16 protein-coding genes are annotated in these 17,465 nt (G+C 61.0%); 10 read left to right on the top strand and 6 right to left on the bottom strand.

What is annotated here, in order from left to right:
• The first annotated feature begins 14 nt into the window (after positions 1 to 14).
• From ABOC32_RS01505 to fdhA, 6 genes are all read left to right on the top strand, one after another.
• A complete protein-coding gene (locus tag ABOC32_RS01505; RefSeq protein ID WP_016484536.1) occupies positions 15 to 1,265 on the top strand; it encodes a sarcosine oxidase subunit beta family protein in 1,251 nt (416 codons plus the stop codon).
• 14 nt (positions 1,266 to 1,279) lie between these two features.
• Entirely contained in the window at positions 1,280 to 1,615 is a 336-nt protein-coding gene (locus ABOC32_RS01500; protein ID WP_016484537.1) for a sarcosine oxidase subunit delta, read from the top strand.
• Positions 1,612 to 4,626: a sarcosine oxidase subunit alpha gene (locus ABOC32_RS01495; RefSeq protein WP_426809918.1), complete on the top strand. Its 3,015-nt coding sequence runs from the start codon at positions 1,612 to 1,614 to the stop codon at positions 4,624 to 4,626. Before ABOC32_RS01500 ends, ABOC32_RS01495 begins: the two co-directional genes overlap by 4 nt.
• Before the next feature lie 177 nt (positions 4,627 to 4,803).
• Complete coding sequence (locus tag ABOC32_RS01490; RefSeq protein WP_086976906.1) at positions 4,804 to 5,436, top strand: sarcosine oxidase subunit gamma; 633 nt, start codon at positions 4,804 to 4,806, stop codon at positions 5,434 to 5,436.
• Positions 5,437 to 5,448: 12 nt separating this feature from the next.
• Positions 5,449 to 6,306: a formyltetrahydrofolate deformylase gene (purU, locus tag ABOC32_RS01485; RefSeq protein ID WP_426809917.1), complete on the top strand. Its 858-nt coding sequence runs from the start codon at positions 5,449 to 5,451 to the stop codon at positions 6,304 to 6,306.
• Between the two features lie 307 nt (positions 6,307 to 6,613).
• On the top strand, positions 6,614 to 7,813 hold the full coding sequence (fdhA, locus tag ABOC32_RS01480; protein ID WP_086976904.1) for a formaldehyde dehydrogenase, glutathione-independent: 1,200 nt from the start codon (positions 6,614 to 6,616) through the stop codon (positions 7,811 to 7,813).
• Positions 7,814 to 7,935: 122 nt separating this feature from the next.
• On the opposite strand, the gene ABOC32_RS01475 is transcribed toward fdhA, so the two are convergent.
• Entirely contained in the window at positions 7,936 to 8,706 is a 771-nt protein-coding gene (locus ABOC32_RS01475) for an RHS repeat-associated core domain-containing protein (RefSeq protein ID WP_426809916.1), read from the bottom strand.
• Between the two features lie 191 nt (positions 8,707 to 8,897).
• On the opposite strand from ABOC32_RS01475, the gene ABOC32_RS01470 reads away from it, so the two are divergent.
• Entirely contained in the window at positions 8,898 to 9,473 is a 576-nt protein-coding gene (locus ABOC32_RS01470; RefSeq protein ID WP_426809915.1) for a DUF2780 domain-containing protein, read from the top strand.
• Positions 9,474 to 9,494: 21 nt separating this feature from the next.
• Here the strand turns inward: ABOC32_RS01470 and ABOC32_RS01465 are convergent, their stop codons facing one another.
• From ABOC32_RS01465 to ABOC32_RS01445, 5 genes are all read right to left on the bottom strand, one after another.
• Positions 9,495 to 10,223, bottom strand: coding sequence for an RHS repeat-associated core domain-containing protein (locus ABOC32_RS01465; RefSeq protein WP_426809914.1), 729 nt, complete (start codon positions 10,221 to 10,223; stop codon positions 9,495 to 9,497).
• On the bottom strand, positions 10,216 to 10,941 hold the full coding sequence (locus tag ABOC32_RS01460; protein ID WP_426809913.1) for an RHS repeat-associated core domain-containing protein: 726 nt from the start codon (positions 10,939 to 10,941) through the stop codon (positions 10,216 to 10,218). The genes ABOC32_RS01465 and ABOC32_RS01460 overlap by 8 nt, the downstream gene beginning before the upstream one ends.
• 86 nt (positions 10,942 to 11,027) lie before the next feature.
• The gene (locus ABOC32_RS01455; protein ID WP_426809912.1) at positions 11,028 to 11,795 is read right to left on the bottom strand and encodes an RHS repeat-associated core domain-containing protein; all 768 of its coding nucleotides are present in this window, start codon (positions 11,793 to 11,795) and stop codon (positions 11,028 to 11,030) included.
• Positions 11,796 to 11,843: 48 nt separating this feature from the next.
• Positions 11,844 to 13,193 carry an APC family permease gene (locus ABOC32_RS01450; RefSeq protein ID WP_426809911.1) on the bottom strand — a complete coding sequence of 450 codons (1,350 nt, stop codon included), beginning with the start codon at positions 13,191 to 13,193 and terminating at the stop codon, positions 11,844 to 11,846.
• Positions 13,194 to 13,425: 232 nt separating this feature from the next.
• Positions 13,426 to 14,313, bottom strand: a complete 888-nt coding sequence (locus tag ABOC32_RS01445) for an acyltransferase (RefSeq protein WP_426809910.1) — start codon at positions 14,311 to 14,313, stop codon at positions 13,426 to 13,428.
• Between the two features lie 182 nt (positions 14,314 to 14,495).
• On the opposite strand from ABOC32_RS01445, the gene ABOC32_RS01440 reads away from it, so the two are divergent.
• The 3 genes from ABOC32_RS01440 to creC all read left to right on the top strand — a co-directional run bounded on the left by ABOC32_RS01440 (position 14,496) and on the right by creC (position 17,350).
• On the top strand, positions 14,496 to 14,996 hold the full coding sequence (locus ABOC32_RS01440; protein ID WP_234228243.1) for an ATP-dependent zinc protease family protein: 501 nt from the start codon (positions 14,496 to 14,498) through the stop codon (positions 14,994 to 14,996).
• Positions 14,997 to 15,233: 237 nt separating this feature from the next.
• A complete protein-coding gene (gene creB / locus ABOC32_RS01435; protein WP_426809909.1) occupies positions 15,234 to 15,914 on the top strand; it encodes a two-component system response regulator CreB in 681 nt (226 codons plus the stop codon).
• A complete protein-coding gene (gene creC, locus ABOC32_RS01430) occupies positions 15,914 to 17,350 on the top strand; it encodes a two-component system sensor histidine kinase CreC (RefSeq protein WP_426809908.1) in 1,437 nt (478 codons plus the stop codon). Before creB ends, creC begins: the two co-directional genes overlap by 1 nt.
• Positions 17,351 to 17,465: the final 115 nt, after the last annotated feature.

Raw genomic sequence — 17,465 nt, 5'->3', positions numbered from 1 at the left:
TGGAGTAAACGACCATGCAACGCTACTCGGGCTTCGGCCTCTTCAAACACTCCCTCAGCCACCACGAAAACTGGCAGCGCATGTGGCGCACGCCAACCCCTAAAAAGGTTTACGACGTGGTTATCGTCGGCGGTGGCGGCCATGGCCTGGCCACGGCCTACTACCTGGCCAAAGAGCACGGCATCACCAACGTTGCCGTGATCGAGAAAGGCTACCTGGGCGGCGGCAACACCGCCCGTAACACCACCATCGTGCGTTCCAACTACCTGTGGGACGAGTCGGCGCAGCTGTACGAGCACGCCATGAAACTGTGGGAAGGCCTGTCCCAGGACATCAACTACAACGTGATGTTCTCCCAGCGCGGCGTCTACAACCTGTGCCACACCTTGCAGGACATTCGTGACTCCGAGCGCCGCGTCAGCGCCAACCGCCTCAACGGCGTCGATGGCGAGCTGCTGAACACTGCCCAGGTCGCGGCCGAAATCCCGTACCTGGACTGCTCGAAGAACACCCGTTACCCGATCCTTGGCGCAACCGTTCAGCGCCGTGGTGGCGTGGCCCGCCACGACGCCGTGGCCTGGGGCTATGCCCGCGCTGCCGACGCCCTGGGTGTGGACCTGATCCAGCAGACCGAAGTGATCGGTTTCCGCAAGGAAAACGGCGCGGTCATTGGTGTGGAAACCAACAAAGGCTTCATCGGCGCCAAGCGCGTCGGTGTGGTCACCGCCGGTAACTCCGGGCACATGGCCAAGCTGGCCGGCTTCCGCCTGCCGCTGGAATCGCACCCGCTGCAAGCGCTGGTATCCGAGCCGATCAAACCGATCATCGACAGCGTGATCATGTCCAACGCCGTGCACGGCTACATCAGCCAGTCCGACAAGGGCGACCTGGTGATCGGTGCCGGTATCGACGGCTGGGTCGGCTACGGCCAGCGCGGTTCGTACCCGGTGATCGAGCACACCCTGCAGGCCATCGTCGAGATGTTCCCCAACCTCTCGCGCGTGCGCATGAACCGCCAGTGGGGCGGCATCGTCGACACCTCGCCAGACGCCTGCCCGATCATCACCAAGACCCCGGTCAAGAACATGTTCTTCAACTGCGGTTGGGGCACTGGCGGCTTCAAGGCGACCCCGGGTTCGGGCAACGTCTTCGCCGCGAGCCTGGCCAAGGGCGAAATGCACCCACTGGCCGCGCCGTTCTCCATGGACCGTTTCTACAACGGCGCACTGATCGACGAACACGGCGCCGCCGCCGTCGCCCACTAACCGGAGACACCGTCATGTTGCATATTTTCTGTCCCCACTGCGGCGAGCTGCGCTCCGAAGAAGAGTTTCACGCCTCTGGCCAGGCGCACATCGCCCGCCCGCTGGACCCTGCCGCCTGCTCCGACGAGGAGTGGGGTACCTACATGTTCTACCGTGACAACCCACGCGGTATTCACCACGAACTGTGGGACCACGTTGCCGGCTGCCGCCAGTACTTCAACGTCACCCGCGACACCGTGACCTACGAAATTCTGGAAACCTACAAGATTGGCGAGAAGCCGCAAGTGACCGCCAACGGTAAAGCTGCGAACGCACCGTCGACCGTCAAAGGCCAAGGGGAAAAAGTATGAGCCAGACCTATCGCCTCGCCAGCGGCGGCCGCATCGACCGCAGCAAGGTCCTGAACTTCACCTTCAACGGCAAGACCTACCAGGGTTATGCCGGTGACAGCCTGGCCGCCGCGTTGCTGGCCAACGGCGTCGACATCGTCGGCCGCAGCTTCAAGTACTCGCGCCCACGCGGCATCATCGCGGCCGGTACCGAAGAGCCGAACGCCATCCTGCAGATCGGCTCCAGCGAAGCGACCCAGATCCCGAACGTGCGCGCCACCCAACAGGCGCTGTACGCAGGCCTTGTCGCCACCAGCACCAACGGCTGGCCGAACGTCAACAACGACGTGATGGGCATCCTCGGCAAGGTGGGCGGCAGCATGATGCCGCCGGGCTTCTACTACAAAACCTTCATGTACCCGAAATCGTTCTGGATGACCTACGAGAAGTACATCCGCAAAGCGGCAGGCCTTGGCCGTGCACCGCTGCAGAACGACCCGGACAGCTACGACTACATGAACCAGCACTGCGACGTGCTGATCGTCGGCGCCGGCCCTGCTGGCCTGGCGGCTGCACTGGCGGCTGCGCGCAGCGGCGCCCGTGTGATCCTGGCCGACGAGCAGGAAGAGTTTGGCGGCAGCCTGCTCGACAGCCGCGAAACCCTCGACGGCAAGCCTGCCGCCGACTGGGTCAACGCCGTGATCAAAGAGCTGGAAGGCCTGCCGGAAGTGACCCTGCTGCCACGCGCCACGGTCAACGGCTACCACGACCATAACTTCCTGACCATTCACGAGCGCCTCACCGACCACCTCGGCGACCGCGCCCCGATTGGCCAGGTGCGCCACCGTGTGCACCGTGTACGCGCCAAGCGCGTGGTACTGGCGCCCGGCGCCCACGAGCGCCCGCTGGTGTACGGCAACAATGACGTGCCGGGCAACATGCTGGCCGGTGCTGTTTCTACCTACGTTCGCCGCTACGGCGTGGCACCGGGCCGCAAGCTGGTGCTGTCGACCAACAACGACCACGCCTACCGCGCCGCGCTGGACTGGCACGACGCTGGCCTGCAAGTGGTCGCCATTGCCGATGCCCGCCACAACCCACGTGGCTCGCTGGTTGAAGAAGCGCGTGCGAAAGGCATCCGCATCCTCACCTCCAGCGCCGTGGTCGAGGCCAAAGGCAGCAAGCACGTCACCGGCGCCCGCGTGGCGGCCATCGATGTGCAGGCGCACAAAGTCACCAGCCCGGGCGAAACCCTTGAGTGCGACCTGATCGCAACCTCCGGCGGCTACAGCCCGATCGTCCACCTGGCTTCGCACCTGGGCGGTCGCCCGGTATGGCGTGACGACATCCTCGGCTTCGTGCCCGGCGATGCGCCGCAGAAACGCGAGTGCGTGGGTGGCATCAACGGCGTCTACGCCCTTGGCGACGTGATTGCCGATGGCTTCGAAGGCGGCGTGCGCGCAGCCACCGAAGCGGGCTTCAAGGCCTCTGTTGGCACCCTGCCAAAAACCGTGGCGCGCAAGGAAGAGGCCACCGTGGCACTGTTCCAGGTGCCGCACGACAAAGGCACCAAGGGGCCGAAGCAGTTCGTCGACCAGCAGAACGACGTGACCGCTGCCGGTATCGAGCTGGCCACCCGTGAAGGCTTCGAGTCGGTCGAGCACGTAAAACGCTACACCGCGCTGGGCTTCGGTACCGACCAGGGCAAACTGGGCAACATCAACGGCTTGGCCATCGCCGCCCGGTCGATCGGCATCACCATCCCGGAAATGGGCACCACCATGTTCCGCCCCAACTACACGCCGGTCACGTTCGGCGCGGTAGCGGGCCGTCACTGTGGTCACCTGTTCGAACCCGTACGCTTCACCGCCCTGCATGCCTGGCACGTGAAGAACGGCGCCGAATTCGAAGACGTCGGCCAGTGGAAGCGCCCGTGGTACTTCCCGAACGCCGGTGAAGACATCCATGCCGCCGTGGCCCGTGAATGCAAGGCCGTGCGCGACAGCGTGGGCCTGCTGGACGCCTCCACCCTGGGCAAGATCGACATCCAGGGCCCTGACGCCCGCGAGTTCCTCAACCGCATCTACACCAACGCCTGGACCAAGCTCGACGTGGGCAAGGCCCGCTACGGCCTGATGTGCAAGGAAGACGGCATGGTCTTCGACGACGGCGTAACCGCCTGCGTTGGCGACAACCACTTCATCATGACCACCACCACCGGCGGCGCCGCCCGTGTGCTGCAGTGGATGGAGCTGTACCACCAGACCGAATGGCCGGAGCTGAAGGTGTACTTCACCTCGGTCACCGACCACTGGGCCACCATGACCTTGTCCGGCCCGAACAGCCGCAAGCTGCTCAGCGAGCTGACCGACATCGACATGGACAAGGAAGCCTTCCCGTTCATGACCTGGAAGGAAGGCAACGTCGGCGGCGTGCCGGCCCGTGTGTTCCGTATCTCGTTCACCGGTGAGCTGTCGTACGAAGTCAACGTGCAGGCCAACTACGCCATGGGCGTGCTGGAAAAGATCATCGAGGCTGGCAAGAAGTACAACCTGACCCCGTACGGCACCGAGACCATGCACGTACTGCGTGCCGAGAAGGGCTTCATCATCGTTGGCCAGGACACCGACGGTTCGATGAACCCGGACGACCTGAACATGAGCTGGTGTGTGGGCCGCAACAAGCCGTACTCGTGGATCGGCCTGCGTGGCATGAACCGCGAAGACTGCGTGCGCGAGAACCGCAAGCAGCTGGTAGGCCTGAAGCCGGTCGACCCGACCAAGTGGCTGCCGGAAGGCGCCCAGCTGGTATTCGACCCGAAACAGCCGATCCCGATGGACATGGTTGGCCACGTCACCTCCAGCTACGCGTCCAACTCCCTGGGCTATTCGTTCGCCATGGGTGTGGTCAAAGGCGGCCTCAAGCGCATGGGCGAGCGCGTCTACTCGCCACAGGCGGATGGCAGCGTGATCGAGGCGGAGATCGTGTCTTCGGTGTTCTTCGATCCGAAGGGTGAGCGGCAGAACGTTTGACTCCGGGCCCTGTGGGGGCAGGCCAGGCCTCATCGCCGGCAAGCCAGCTCCCACAGGATCGATGCAGTTGAAGGTTGGTGAACTCCCTGTGGGAGCTGGCTTGCCGGCGATAGGGCCGGTAGCCACAACACAGAAGCTGCGTCGCATCGACGAACAAGAATTCAAGGCAGGTAAGAAATGAGCGCTATCAACGTCTACCAGCAAAACCCCGGCGCCGAGGCCAAGGCCCAGTCGCCACTGCACCACGCCGACCTGGCCAGCCTGGTTGGCAAAGGCCGCAAGAACGCAGGTGTGACCCTGCGTGAACGCAAGTTCCTCGGCCACCTCACCCTGCGTGGTGATGGCCATAACCCGGAATTCGCCGCCGGCGTGCACAAGGCCCTGGGCCTGGAGCTGCCAGTGGCCCTGACCGTGGTCGCCAACAACGACATGTCGCTGCAATGGGTCGGCCCCGACGAGTGGCTGCTGATCGTGCCCGGCGGCCAGGAACTGGCGGTCGAGCAAAAGCTGCGCGCGGCCCTTGAAGGCCAGCACATCCAGGTGGTCAACGTCAGCGGCGGGCAAAGCCTGCTGGAACTGCGCGGCCCGAACGTGCGCGAAGTGCTGATGAAGTCCACCAGCTATGATGTTCACCCGAACAACTTCCCGGTGGGCAAGGCTGTCGGCACCGTGTTCGCCAAGTCGCAACTGGTGATCCGCCGCACCGCCGAAGACACCTGGGAACTGGTGATTCGCCGCAGCTTCGCCGACTACTGGTGGCTGTGGCTGCAGGACGCTTCGGCCGAATACGGCCTGAGCATCGAGGCTTAAGGAGAGCAGAACATGAGTCGGGCACCGGATACCTGGATTCTCACCGCCGACTGCCCGAGCATGCTCGGTACCGTCGACGTGGTGACGCGTTACCTCTTCGAGCAGCGCTGCTACGTGACGGAGCACCACTCCTTCGATGACCGGCAGTCGGGGCGCTTCTTCATTCGCGTCGAGTTCCGCCAGCCGGGCGATTTCGACGAGGCAGGCTTCCGGGCCGGCCTCGCCGAGCGCAGCGACGCGTTTGGCATGACGTTCGAGCTGACCGCACCCAATCACCGCCCCAAGGTGGTGATCATGGTGTCCAAGGCCGACCACTGCCTTAACGACTTGCTCTATCGTCAGCGCATCGGCCAGCTGGGCATGGACGTGGTTGCGGTGGTGTCCAACCACCCCGACCTCGAACCCCTGGCCCATTGGCACAAGATCCCTTACTACCACTTCGCCCTCGACCCCAACGACAAGGCAGGGCAAGAGCGCAAGGTGCTGCAGGTGATCGAGGAGACCGGCGCCGAGCTGGTTATCCTTGCCCGTTACATGCAGGTGCTGTCGCCGGAGCTGTGCCGGCGCCTGGATGGCTGGGCGATCAACATTCACCACTCGCTGTTGCCAGGGTTCAAGGGCGCCAAGCCTTATCACCAGGCGTACAACAAGGGCGTGAAGATGGTCGGCGCCACGGCGCACTACATCAACAACGACCTCGACGAAGGGCCGATCATTGCCCAGGGCGTCGAGGTGGTGGACCACAGCCATTACCCGGAAGACCTGATTGCCAAAGGGCGCGACATCGAGTGCCTGACCCTGGCGCGGGCTGTGGGGTATCACATCGAGCGGCGGGTGTTCCTCAACGCCAACCGGACGGTCGTTCTCTAACAACCTGCACCGGCCTCTTCGCGGGCACGCCCGCTCCCACAGGTATTGCGATAGGCCTGAGGGCAGCACAATACCTGTGGGAGCGGGCGTGCCCGCGAAGGGGCCGGTGCAGGTCTGTGCCGCTGTTCCACCCTTCATACCTTCCAGCGACACCCCTGCCGCTAAAAGGCATCTCTCTGTCGCTCCCAGTCAGTGCATCTCGCCCTTTCAGGCCCACAATTCCCTTCATTCCAGAAACACATGCCGCCCATGGATGGCGGCGCGTTCAACCACCGCTGCATAAATAAAAATCAAGCGAGGTAAGAGCATGTCTGGCAATCGTGGAGTGGTATATCTCGGCGCCGGCAAGGTCGAAGTGCAACACATCGACTACCCGAAAATGCAGGACCCGCGCGGCAAGAAGATCGAGCACGGCGTTATCCTGAAGGTAGTCTCTACCAACATCTGCGGCTCCGACCAGCACATGGTCCGTGGCCGCACCACTGCCCAGGTCGGCCTGGTTCTGGGCCACGAAATCACCGGCGAAATCGTCGAGCTGGGGCGCGACGTAGAGCGTTTGAAGATCGGCGACCTGGTGTCGGTACCGTTCAACGTTGCCTGCGGCCGCTGCCGCTCCTGCAAAGAGATGCACACCGGTGTCTGCCTTACCGTCAACCCGGCCCGCGCCGGCGGTGCCTACGGCTACGTCGACATGGGCGACTGGACCGGCGGCCAGGCCGAATACGTGCTGGTGCCGTACGCCGACTTCAACCTGCTGAAGCTGCCAGACCGCGACAAGGCGATGGAAAAGATCCGTGACCTGACCTGCCTGTCCGACATCCTGCCAACCGGCTACCACGGCGCCGTGACTGCGGGCGTTGGCCCAGGCAGCACCGTTTATGTCGCGGGTGCTGGCCCGGTTGGCCTGGCTGCCGCTGCCTCGGCGCGTCTGCTGGGTGCCGCCTGTGTGATCGTGGGTGACCTCAACCAGGCCCGCCTCGCGCACGCCAAGTCCCAGGGCTTCGAAGTGGTCGACCTGTCCAAGGACACCCCGCTGCACGAACAGATCATCGACATCCTCGGTGAGCCAGAAGTGGATTGCGCCGTCGATGCCGTTGGCTTCGAAGCCCGCGGCCATGGCCACGAAGGCGCCAAGCATGAAGCCCCGGCCACCGTGCTGAACTCGCTGATGCAGGTTACCCGCGTCGCCGGCAGTATCGGTATCCCGGGCCTGTACGTGACTGAAGATCCGGGCGCCTCCGATGCCGCCGCCAAGATCGGCGCACTGAGCATCCGCTTCGGCCTCGGCTGGGCCAAGTCGCACAGCTTCCACACCGGCCAGACCCCGACCATGAAGTACAACCGCCAGCTGATGCAGGCGATCATGTGGGACCGCATCAACATTGCTGAAGTGGTGGGTGTGCAGGTGATCAACCTGGATCAGGCGCCGGAAGGGTATGGCGAGTTTGATGCGGGTGTGCCGAAGAAGTTTGTGATTGACCCGCATAAGATGTGGGGTGCGGCGTAATAAGTCTTACGTAACAAGAGCCCCTCAATTGAGGGGCTTTTACATGGTTGTGTCCAATAATGTGCAACTTAACCGCTACAAAGGCATCGGTCGTGCAATTTTTTATGCGCTTTGGCTGTATGTTAAAGTCCGAGCAGATTTCGGATACGATTTCGATCTTGGCGCAACGCATCGAGATTTCGGCGATACTCATCAGGAATGTACATATTTCCCCGCTCTAGTCTTCGGATGACGTTTTTCAATCGGCTGTATCTTCCGTTCATCTCCTGTAGCCTGGCTTGATAGGCTTGCGCTTGGGCTGGCGGAAGTGCATCTTGTATCTGCGGACGGGCTTTCAGTTGATTGTATTTTGGCGGCGCTGGTAGCTCTAAAAACTTCCCGGTTTTTGACAGTGTAGGCGCGATAACGCGCTGATGACCGGGTGGCAATTGCTCGGAGTAACCTGGAAGTTTTCCGGGATTGTAGCTAGGTGGGGCGCCGGCGGTCGAGAATGCTTGTGGATGTGAGGCATAGTGCGGGGGCGCATCTTGTCGAGATCGGGCGTTGACCTGTGCAGGACTATCGAATTGGATCAGCAATTGAGAGCGTGTATGGGGCTGTCGCCTGGCAATATTTAATCGAACACCGACATGTCCCGACGGGTCAATATTATTAATCGGATCGTTGCCGCAATAGCTATAAGCGTTAATGCCTCCCTCGGCAAATGGGCTCAAGCTGTCAGGCGATACAAACCGCATTAGACCAGCCCTGTACCCCCTGTATCCGGAGCCTAGTATGTAGAGCTTCGCCAGATCATCAGGGTACTCACCATTGAAACCTAAGAGCGTCCGTTCTGAGGGTGGTATTGTAGCGTGACCATAAGCAGTATAGGCGCGAATTTGGTGTTTGTTCATTAGTCTTAACCTATATTGGCTTTTGGGAGCAGTGTCTGTCATTCCAGTCTATGCGGCTACTGGCATAATTATCAGGTGGACGGTGTCATCCCGATGTGGGCAGAGTCCCGATAGCTGGCAGGAACAATCCACGACAATCCCAGTCAAAACCCTCGTTTCCCCGACTATCCTGGCCCACGAGGTCCCTCCCGATGAAAGCATTCACCCTGGCAACCCTGATGACCCTGGCCGCAAGCCCGGTGTTTGCCTTCAACCTCAGCGACGCGGCCAACGCCGTATCGGCCATGCAGACCCAGAAACAGCAAGGCCAGGTGCAGGCACCCGAGGCACAGGCCAACCTGCTCAATACCCTGGGCAGCGAATTGAAGATCACCCCCGAACAGGCAGTAGGCGGGGCAGGGGCCATGTTGGGCTTGGCGCGCAATAACCTGAGCAGCGATGACTATGGCCAACTGACCAAGGCGGTGCCTGGGCTGGACCTGCTGGCAGGGGCCAATGCGCTGGGTGGCTTGAGTGGCCTGGGCGGTTTGCTGGGCAAGAACAGCGAAAACCAGTCAGCCTTGAGCAATGCGCTGGGCAACAACGTGGAAAACCGCAGCGACCTGGACACTGCATTCAAGGCGCTGGGGATGGATACCGGGATGATCGGGCAGTTTGCGCCGCTGATTTTGCAGTACCTTGGGCAGCAGGGGATTGCCGGGTCATTGCTGCAGAATCTGGGGAGCTTGTGGACTACGCCGGTACCAGCGAGCACGCCATCGGTCTGAATCAGACGATCAGGAATTTTCTCAGGAGTGGAACCATCGGACCATATCCCTGCTCAGTTCAGCTTGCTGCTTCGGTACGGCTCTGCGGATGCGGGCGAGAGAAAGCTGGTAGTCCGAACGCATTTCAGGGTCATGTATGTACCCGAGGTTCTTCTCAGCATCTGCCAGGTGACGTTGTGATTTGATCAATGTGTTGGCTCGAATGACAACTTCTTGCAATGGCAAGCCCGGGCGTCGTCGGTCCTGGAATGGCATCCGGTTACCGGTTGCGAGTGGATTTCTATTGGCGGGTGGTTGCTGAGTGGGAGGGGGCTGCGTTAAAGGCCCACCGTTTGGATTGTAGTCCCTGGGCAACCGCTGCCTGTTCAACGCGCGATTGAGATGCTGTGCTGTCTGCAGAGGAGGCCCATCGGGCGTCAGGACAACCGGCTGGCGGCGCAGTTTATTGATAACGGTATGTCCGTCTGGGTCCACATTGTTAATGGGGTCGCCGGTGCAATAGCCAAAGGCATTTAACCCACCGTCGCCAAACGGGCTCCAGTTATCAGGCGCAAGGAACCGCATACATACCGGGCTGAACGGGCGATAGCCATTGCCAAGCATATAGGTTCCAGAGTGACTTTCTAGCAGTTCGCCATTGAAGCCGAGCGATTGCTGATGTGAGAGGTCGTTTTTAAGATATCCATAAGGTGTATAAATGTGAAATGATGTGGCGTTCACAAAGTATTTCTCCTTTTGGCTGTCAGACATTATAGCTTCTGAGCGTAGAGTTGAGGTGGCGCAAACGGTCTTCCATCTCTCCAACGCTTTTTGCGATTCTGTTTATCGCTCTATCATAGCCTTTATCAGTAATGCCTAGTTTCTTGGCTTGATTGAATGTCTCGGGAGTGCTGAGGAATACAAGATCCTGGAATTTTTGGTCTTTATATGCGGTGAGTTGCTGGATGTAATCCTGTAAGGCTTTTTTGTCTATAGCATAGTGTTCCCTAAGTGCTATCTGTTCTTTTGTGTATTCTAAGGTCGTGATTGCTTTGCTAAACCGTACCTTCTTTTTCTGTTGCGCGGGATCACGTGGCGCGTGCTGTTCTCTATTCGGCTGACGGTTCTCAGTCATCCGAGATGCAGTTTTTTTCCGTGGCGCCATCTGTTGAACTGGTTGACGCGACCTGTCTTCCCACATTTTTCTTAAACGAGCAAAGTCTCGAGATTGGCCTGTATCATCCCGGTAATTGAGTGGGTCACCCGCGCAATACGCATAGGCGTTATAGCCCCCCTCTGCGAAGGGGCTGAGTTCGTCGGGCCTGCAAAAGCGCATCAGAGCAGGGCTATAGCTTCGGAAGCCTTGTCCCAATGCATACATGTCGGTGAGAGGATCATACCGTTCACCATTGTAGCCAAGCATAGGTGCCTGACGTATATGATCGGCGATGTAGCCATATGGGCTGTAGGCAGGAACGGCGGCTTTCAACGGCGGGTACCTCTTGGAGGACGGTGCTACGCAGTCTTCGCCTATGCGAGGCATTTTACAACTAGCAGATTTATCTGTGTCCGCTATCAATGCGGATTGTACTTATTTTGAGGTTGACCCGTCAGTCGAATATTTTTCAATTGACTGTCTATGTTCAAGGATTCTTGCCATATTGTTGTGAGCGCGCCATTAGTTACCTCAATTGCTTTACGGTATTCAGGTAACGTCTTCAATTCTTTTACGCGTTCTCGTGTAGCAGGGGCCCACAGAGTTGCCAGCGACTTTTGATAGTATTCATACTCTTCATAAAGATAAGCCATGCGGTCAATGAGGTCCTTTCGTTTTTGAAAGTCTTGATGTGCTGGGACTTTCGCTGCGTTTACGGCTTGATGGGGCCTGGCTTCTTGTATCGGAATGCCAACTTTAGTGTCAGTTTCAGCTGTACTTGACCTGACTGTCTTGAAAAGGCTTTGTTCGCGATGATTGGCTGGGGACCGAATGACGGCTTTCGGCCCCGACTTGATCCTGGCCCTAACAGGCATGGGAGCATGCCCCGTAGCGTCCAGGTAGTTGATTGGGTCCGCCCCGCAGAAGGCATAGGCGCCCAGGCCACCCTCTCCAAAGGGGCTGAGCGAATCGGGCGAGAGGAAGCGCATCAATGCCGGGCTGTAACTGCGATAGCCCTGGCCAAGCACATACGTGCGGCTTAACCACTCGTAGGGTTCACCATTGAAGCCAAGCATGGGCGCAAGGTTGGCTTGAGTGTGGCTATGCCCGTAAGGGGTATAGGCAGGTAGAGCAATTCGCATCGGTAATGGCCTCGCGCAAGTCTGTTCAGCTTCAGTCTTGATCAACGCGAGGCCATGTACAACTGGCAGAAATGTCAGTACTCGGGGTGTACCTCAGCCTGCTTCGGAGAAGTCCACCAGGCGCACTGGGCGGCGGAAGCCGGCAGTCAGTGTTGCCAGATAGGCCAACCCCAGCGCAAACCAGCACAACCCGATCACCAGCGTCAGTGCCGACAGGCTGGTCCACAGCCACAGTGTCAGCCCCAACCCCACCAGTGGCACCACGCCATAGCTCAACAGACCCTTGGCATTACGCTGGCTGGCATCGTCCATCAGGTGCGTCTTCACCACCGCCAGGTTCACCGCAGAGAACGCCACCAGCGCGCCAAAGCTGATCAGCGAGGCGAGGGTGGACAGGTCGATGACCAGCGCCAGCAGCGAGAACGCCGACACCAGCAAAATGGCAAACACCGGTGTACCAAAGCGCGGCGAAAGGTAGCCGAAGCTACGGCGTGGCAGCACGTTGTCACGGCCCATGGTGAACAGGATGCGCGACACCGCCGCCTGCGAGGCCAGCGCCGAACCCAGGCTGCCCGCAACATACGCGGCGGTGAAGAAGTTGGTGAGGAACTGCCCGCCCGCCTTGAACATCACTTCGTTGGCCGCTGCATCGGCATTGGCGAAGCTGCTGCCCGGCAGCACCAGCTGGCTGACGTAGGCCAGCAGGGTGAACAGCAAACCGGCAAACAGGGTGGTGAGAATGATCGCCCGTGGCACATCGCGGCGTGCGTCGCGGCATTCTTCGGCCAGGGTGGATACGGCGTCGAAGCCCAGGAACGACAGGCACAGCACCGCAGCACCCGCCATCAGGTGGCCGAAGCCCGGTTTGCTGCCGTCACCCAGCAGCGGCGACAGCAGGTCGAGCGGTTGGCCAGCCAAGGTCTGGCAGGACAGCGCGACAAACACGCCGATGAACACGATCTGCGCGCCGACGATCAGGTTGCTGGTCTTGGCCACCGAGTTGATGCCGACCACGTTCAGCACGGTCACCAGGGCGATGCACGCGAGCACGAACGCCCAGGCGGGCACTGCGGGGAAGGCGATGTTGAGGAACACGCCGATCAGCAGGTAGTTGATCATCGGCAGGAACAGGTAGTCGAGCAGCAGCGACCAGCCGGCCAGGAAGCCGATATTGGGGCCGAAGGCCATGTTGGTGTAGGAGTACGCCGAGCCCGCCACCGGGAAGCGTTTGACCATGAAGCTGTAGGACGCCGCGGTGAACAGCATGGCCACCAAGGTGACCAGGTAGGCGCCGGCAGTACGGCCGCCGGTGAGTTCGGTGACGATGCCGTAGGTGGTGAAAATGGTCAGCGGGACCATGTAGACAAGGCCGAAAAACACCAGGGCGGGCAGGCCAAGGACACGGCGGAGCTGGGCGGGGGCGGAGCTAGGTTGGTTGGCCATTGATCGATCCAGGCTTTTTTGTAGTTGTGCTTTGGTCGATTTTTATCCACTTAGGTGGGGTGTGACAAAGAAGTAATCCTAATGTTGATTATTAGCCTAGGTTTTAATCGGGTTTCTGCATTGGAGTCACTGGCCCTATCGCCGGCAAGCCAGCTCCCACAGGATGCTCACAGGCCTGAGCCCTGTGCAGTTCCTGTGGGAGCTGGCTTGCCGGCGATAGGGCCAGTACAGGTCAACCCATTTCGGCCCGCAACTGCTCAATCCGCTGGTCCTTCTCTACCCACAGCTGATTCACCCAGGCCTGCACGGTCTGCCGAAACTCGGGGTCATTCTCGTAATCCCCCGCCCACAACGCGGGGTCCAGCTCGCGCACCTGAATGTCGATAATCACCCGGCTAATGCTGCCATTGAGCAACGCCCAGAACCCCGGTGCCTGGTTGCCGGGGTACACGATGGTTACGTCCAGCAGGGCATCCAGCTGCTCGCCCAGCGCCGCCAGCACGAACGCCACGCCGCCCGCCTTGGGCTTGAGCAGGTAGCGATACGGTGACTGTTGTTCCTGGCGCTTGGCTTCGGTAAACCGGGTGCCTTCCAGGTAGTTCACCACAGTCACCGGCTGGCGCTTGAACAGCTCGCAGGCGGCCTTGGTAATTTCAAGGTCCTTGCCCTTGAGCTCTGGGTGCTTTTCCAGAAACGCCTTGCTGTAGCGCTTCATGAACGGGTAATCCAGCCCCCACCAGGCCAGGCCCAGCAGCGGTACCCAGATCAGCTCCTTCTTGAGGAAGAACTTGAAGAACGGCGTGCGGCGGTTGAGGCTTTCGATCAACGCCGGGATATCGACCCAGGTCTGGTGGTTGCTCACGGCCAGGTAGGAGGTGTCCCTGCGCAGGTTCTCCACGCCGCGAATGTCCCACTTTGTGGGAATGCACAGGGCGAAGATGGCCTTGTCGATCTCTGACCAGGTTTCAGCCACCCACATCACCGCCCACGAGGCATAGTCGCGGCCACGGCCTGGCAACACCAGCTTGAGCAGGGCGAAGACCAGCAGTGGGCAGATCAACACCACAGTGTTGAGCAGCAGCAGGAGGGTGGTGAAGATGCCGGTCAGCAGGCGACGCATAAAGAAACTCGTGTTGTAGGAAATAAACAGTGGGCAATGATAAGCAGGGCCGCTGCCTACGCCAAATGTCCAATGGCCGTTGGTGGGGACAAATGTTTCACAACATGTTGGTTAGGCTTGTGACAGCGAACCTATCCTGCCCGTGCAGTCTAAGCACTGACCCCTCTCAAGGAAGCCTGCCTGTGAAACCTCTGCTTGCCCTGTTGTCGCTGTTGGCACTGCCGGTAATGGCCGCTGAGCCCACGATCTACGGCCGTTACGAGAACATCGCCCTGCCTGAGCTTGGCGAAACCCTGAAAGCCAAGATGGACACCGGTGCCTTCACCGCGTCGCTGTCGGCCAAGGACATCGAGCTGTTCAGCCGCGATGGCGAGGAGTGGGTACGCTTCCGCCTGGCCACCAAGGACTCGGACGGCAAGGTGTACGAGCACAAGGTCTCGCGTATCAGCAAGATCAAGGGCCGTGCCGATGAAGAGGAGGAGGGCGATGCGCCGGAAATCTCCAAGCGCCCGGTAGTGGACCTGGAGCTGTGCCTGGGTGACGTGAAGCGCACCGTGGAAGTGAACCTGGTGGACCGCAGCAGCTTCAACTACCCGCTGCTGGTGGGCTCCAAGGCGCTGCGCGAGTTCAAGGCCGCGGTCAACCCGGCCAAGAAGTTTACGGCGGGCAAGCCAGACTGCTGATCCAAGCCGGCTGTTTTGGCCCTTTCGCGGGCACGCCCGCTCCCACAGGGATAGCGCTGCTCTCAAAGGCAGCACAGTAGCTGTGGGAGCTGGCTTGCCTGCGATGGGCCGCAAAGCGGCCCCACGATCTCAGCGTTGATGCAGATATTGCCGGGGCCGCTCTGCGGCCCTATCGCGACACAAGGCCGCTCCTACACAATAGTGCGTTGCCATTGACATTTGCACAGGCCGCGCATCATGCCCCATATCCTCATCGTCGAAGACGAAGCCGCCATCGCCGACACCCTGGTCTACGCCCTGCAAGCCGACGGCCACAGCACCGAATGGGTGACCCTGGGCAGCGCCGCCCTCGAGCAGCAGCGCCAGCGCCCCGCCGACCTGATCATCCTCGACATCGGCTTGCCCGACATCAGTGGCTTCGAAACCTGCCGCCAATTGCGCCGTTTCACCGAAGTGCCGGTGATGTTCCTCAGCGCCCGCGACGGTGAAATCGATCGCGTGGTGGGCCTGGAAATCGGGGCCGACGATTACGTGGTCAAACCCTTCAGCCCGCGTGAAGTGGCTGCGCGGGTGCGGGCGATCCTCAAGCGCATGGCCCCCAGGGCCGAGTCTGCTACCGATGCGGCATTGTTCCAGCTCGACACCCTGCGCATGCAGATCACCTACCGCGGCCAGCCACTTACGCTGACCCGCCATGAGTTCCGCCTGCTGCAATCCCTGCTGGAGCAACCGCAACGGGTGTTCAGCCGCGAACAACTGCTCGACGCCCTTGGCGTGGCCTCCGACGTGGGCTACGAGCGCACCATCGACAGCCATATCAAGAGCCTGCGCGCCAAGCTGCGCCTGGTAGCGGGTGAGGCCGAACCGATCCAGACCCACCGCGGCCTCGGCTACAGCTACAGCCCGGACCATGCCTGATGCGCCTGGGCATCCGGATCTTCCTGGTGTACTTCCTGTTCGTCGGCCTGGCGGGCTACTTCCTGCTCAACACGGTGCGTGAACAGATCCGCCCGGTGGTGCGCCAGTCTTCCGAAGAAACACTGGTAGACACCGCCAACCTGCTGGCCGAGATCCTGCGCGAGGACGTAAAGGCCGGCACTCTGAACCAGAGCCGCCTGCCAGAGGTACTCAAGGCCTACGGCTCGCGCAGCCCGGGTGCGCAGATCTGGGGCCTGGCCAAGAACCAGGTCAGCCACCGCATCTATGTGACTGACGCCAAGGGCACCGTGCTGCTGGACTCCAGTGGTGAGGCCCTGGGCAAGGATTACTCGCAGTGGAATGACGTGCTGCTGACCCTGCGCGGCCAGTACGGCGCCCGTTCCACCCGCAGCGATCCCAATGATGAAAGCACTTCGGTGATGCACGTTGGCGCACCGATCATCGACGACGGCAAGATCATCGGCGTGGTCACCGTGGCTAAACCCAACAGCTCGCTGCAGCCGTACATCGACCGTTCCGAGCGACGCCTGCTCACACTGGGCCTGGGGCTGATCGGCCTCGGCTTGCTGATCGGCGCGGCGTTGTCGTGGTGGCTGGCGCGCTCGCTGCGGCGGCTGGCCCGTTATGCCCAAGCGGTCAGCGAGGGCGAGCGTACCGCGTTGCCGCACTACAAGGGCGGCGAGCTGGCGCACCTGGCCCAGGCGGTGGAACGCATGCGCACCCAGCTGGAGGGCAAGGCCTATGTCGAGCGCTATGTGCATACCCTGACCCACGAACTGAAAAGCCCGCTGGCGGCCATTCGTGGGGCCTCCGAGCTGCTGCAGGACGCGAACATGCCCGCCGACCAGCGCGCGCGTTTTGCCGGCAATATCGAGCGCGAGAGCGAGCGCTTGCAGCAGATGGTCGAGCGCCTGCTCAACCTGGCCCGGGTCGAGCAGATGCAGGCGCTGGAAGATGAACAGCAGGTGGCGCTGGCGGCGCTGGTGGACGAGTTGCTGCTGGCCCATGTTGCGCGTATCGAAAGCGCCGGTTTGCATGTGCGTCAGCGGGTGCCCGCCGGTTTGCGTTTGCTGTGTGACCCGTTCCTGATGCGCCAGGCGCTGGCCAACCTGCTGGATAACGCACTGGATTTCACCCCCGAGGGTGGCGCGCTGCTGTTTGACCTGGAGCGTGATGGCGAGCGTGTGGCGTTGAGCCTGTTCAACCAGGGGCAGGCGATACCGGCGTATGCCATTGGGCGGGTCAGCGAGCGGTTCTACTCGCTGCCGCGGCCGGGCAGCGGGCGCAAGAGCACCGGGCTGGGGCTGAATTTTGTGGCCGAGGTGATGCAGCTGCATGGCGGGGCGTTGGCGGTGGATAACGTTGATGGCGGGGTGCGGGTGCGGTTGTGGTTGCCGGTGCGGCGTATCAGCTGAGATTGCCGGGTCCGCTTCGCGGCCCATCGCCGGCAAGCCAGCTCCCACAGGTACAGCGCAAGGCTTGAAAGCTGTGGAGGCCTGTGGGAGCTGGCTTGCCGGCGATAGGGCCCTT

Origin of the sequence: Pseudomonas sp. WOUb67 (assembly GCF_050058005.1) — a bacterium.
Lineage (GTDB): Bacteria > Pseudomonadota > Gammaproteobacteria > Pseudomonadales > Pseudomonadaceae > Aquipseudomonas > Aquipseudomonas putida_R.
The sequence above is the reverse complement of the archived record's forward strand: the minus strand, read 5'-3'. Positions and strand labels throughout refer to the sequence as shown.